The organism is Phytobacter massiliensis JC163 (assembly GCF_000321045.1).
In the GTDB taxonomy this organism is placed as follows: Bacteria; Pseudomonadota; Gammaproteobacteria; order Enterobacterales; family Enterobacteriaceae; genus Phytobacter_A; species Phytobacter_A massiliensis.
Map to the genome: position 1 here is coordinate 74,566 of NZ_HE578952.1, position 2,339 is coordinate 76,904.

Sequence of the window (2,339 nt, forward strand, 5' to 3'; positions counted from 1 at the left end):
AGACCAGACTGTCAACTGGCGGACGGCTTCGTCCACCACCCAGTCTGTCAGGCGGTGCATCAGGCTGGAGAAATGGGCAACAGGCAGAAACTCAGCTGGCGAAAGCTCTCCTCTTTCAGGATGACGCCAGCGGATCAGCGCTTCCACACTGACCGTCAGACCTGAGGTAAGTGATACTTTGGGCTGATATACCAGATACAACCCGCCCGTATTGCTCCGTAATGCAGCATCAAGGTCATTCATCAGGGTAAAATCACTGTTACGCCGGGCATCGCTAAGCGCATCAAACTCCTGCGCATCCACGTTTTTGTTGATGGCGTCATGAAGCGCACTGACTGCCCGCCTCAGGCTCTCCTGTGGTGGAAGTAATGCCGGTGTAAAACAGACCTCACCAGTGTGGATGGTCAGGTTCATTTCTACGCCGTTCCTGGGATGGACGCTGAAATCACGCAGCATACTCGCGACATATTTTGCAGAAAAACGGTCCCTGGCCGGTGCCAGAATAGCGTAGCGACCCACGGTCACCGTATAGATTACATCAGCAGGCTGCAACGACAGTCTCTCCCGGAGCAGTAAGCCCGTATCACGCAGCATCGCCTCCACCGGCGCCATGCCCAGTGCACGCGCCAGCTCATAGGCGCGGGGCATATCAATGCAGTCCACTAAAGTCAGTCTCATCAGGCTGTGAGTATCCTGACGGAGTGTATCCAGGCGGCGTATCAGCTGCTGACGGTTTGGAAGGCCTGTCACGGCATCTGTAAAACCCGCCGAATGCCAGACCTCCAGAAATGCCATCACCAGCCGGGCGAGCATTTTCAGCCTGGTGATTTTTCTGCGGGAAAATGGATGAGGTACCGTGTCTGTCACGCACAACGTGCCGAGAATGATGCCCTCCCGGTTAACCAGGGGCGCACCGGCATAAAAACGGATCCCCGGCGGTGCCACCACCAGAGGGTGTGTCGCGAAACGCGGATCCTGCAGCGTATCGTGTACGACCATCACCTTTCCACTGTCTACCACATAACTGCAGAAAGCATCCTCGCGGGTAGTCTGACAAAGATCGAAGTTGTGAGCTGCACGGATAACCTGATGGCTTTCATCAACAACGGAAATAAAACTCCCGGCGATGCCCAGTGAGTCGCTGGTATGACGGACAAATTCCTCCAGCACCGAATCCCTGTTTTCATCAGAAGTTTTGAGTGCGTTCATGGCCTTCTGCAGTCTTTCTTCATTGTTCCTGAGATTTATAAGCATAAATGATTCCGGTAAAGCAGGTGCCGGGGTGATGCCGGGTTGAACACTACACGTTTAAACCAGGCCTTAAGATAAAAGCTCAGCTTACACGTAAACTGGAAACAAACCGAGTGTATGTGCCCTGCGCTGTTCAGACCTGCGCCGGTCATCGCGTTGCTACGCTTACCGACTTTCATTCACGCCCAGCCTGAAAGGGGGCTTTCAATGAAAGGGCAACGTCCCGAACTGCACTCTCAATACCTTCTGAAATCTCCTGAATACTCGAAATTACCTTATTCGTATTATGCATGAAAGCATTGCTTATAGTGGGATTCGCCTCCGTGCCTTTAAGTCCGCGCAGAACGTATTCATAGTCCATCTTTTCCAAAAAAAACGGTCTCGCCTTGTAAAGGATCCCCATCGGGCGGAATTCAATGGCAGGCATTGCCCGCAGCAACGCGTCTAAGGAAGCAGCAGAACGCAGCTGCTTTTGTGAAAAAATATGTCTGAGCAAATGCTTACGAGTCCTGTGTGCCGGGTTAAGTTTAATAACTCCAGTTATCGGCATTTTTCCTGCATGCATTATATTTAGCTGTGATAGTCACCACTGATTATTGTTTGCTTGTGTTAATGAAGAACGATCTGTGACAATAAGACGCTTTGCTCAGAAGAGGCAGGGGTAATGACATCCATAACCTCCACAAGCCACCCCTACTGTAATGACGATATTCGGTTTCGTTGACTGATACAGGCTTCTGTCCTTACATCAAGTAACAACTCGCAGCCTACCTAAGGCATTCAGAGCCAGGGTTCTGTGGTTGAAACAGATAAGAAGCATTAGCGTGGGCGGTTTATGCTTACATAACGTGCGTATGGCAGTACACTGAACCTGACTGTATTTGACATAAGTCAACATAGCTTACCTGTAAAAGCTTAAACAAAATCAATGCTGTGATTTAAGGGTGTCAGTGATGTCGCTGACGCCCTTTTTCACTTTATAAAGACTTATCGGGAGAATTACACAATTCAATATATTCCTTTCAGGCTATTGAGCCCTGCTTTACAGTGTATCCTGCAACTAAATAAACCTGATTGTCGATTCGCCG

2 protein-coding genes are annotated in these 2,339 nt (G+C 50.0%); both read right to left on the reverse strand.

Annotated features, from left to right (window positions below; translation table 11 throughout):
• The coding region (locus tag ENTHG_RS25735) for a sensor domain-containing diguanylate cyclase (RefSeq protein WP_052332775.1) at positions 1 to 1,254 on the reverse strand (1,254 nt) is incomplete at its 3' end.
• A gap of 172 nt (positions 1,255 to 1,426) precedes the next feature.
• On the reverse strand, positions 1,427 to 1,816 hold the full coding sequence (locus ENTHG_RS23375; protein ID WP_145973688.1) for a hypothetical protein: 390 nt from the start codon (positions 1,814 to 1,816) through the stop codon (positions 1,427 to 1,429).
• Positions 1,817 to 2,339 lie beyond the last annotated feature (523 nt).

Bases quoted from the DNA above. Each gene is read 5' to 3' on its own strand.
- ENTHG_RS23375 (WP_145973688.1), bottom strand. From the start codon at position 1,816: ATGCATGCAGGAAAAATGCCGATAACTGGAGTTATTAAACTTAACCCG.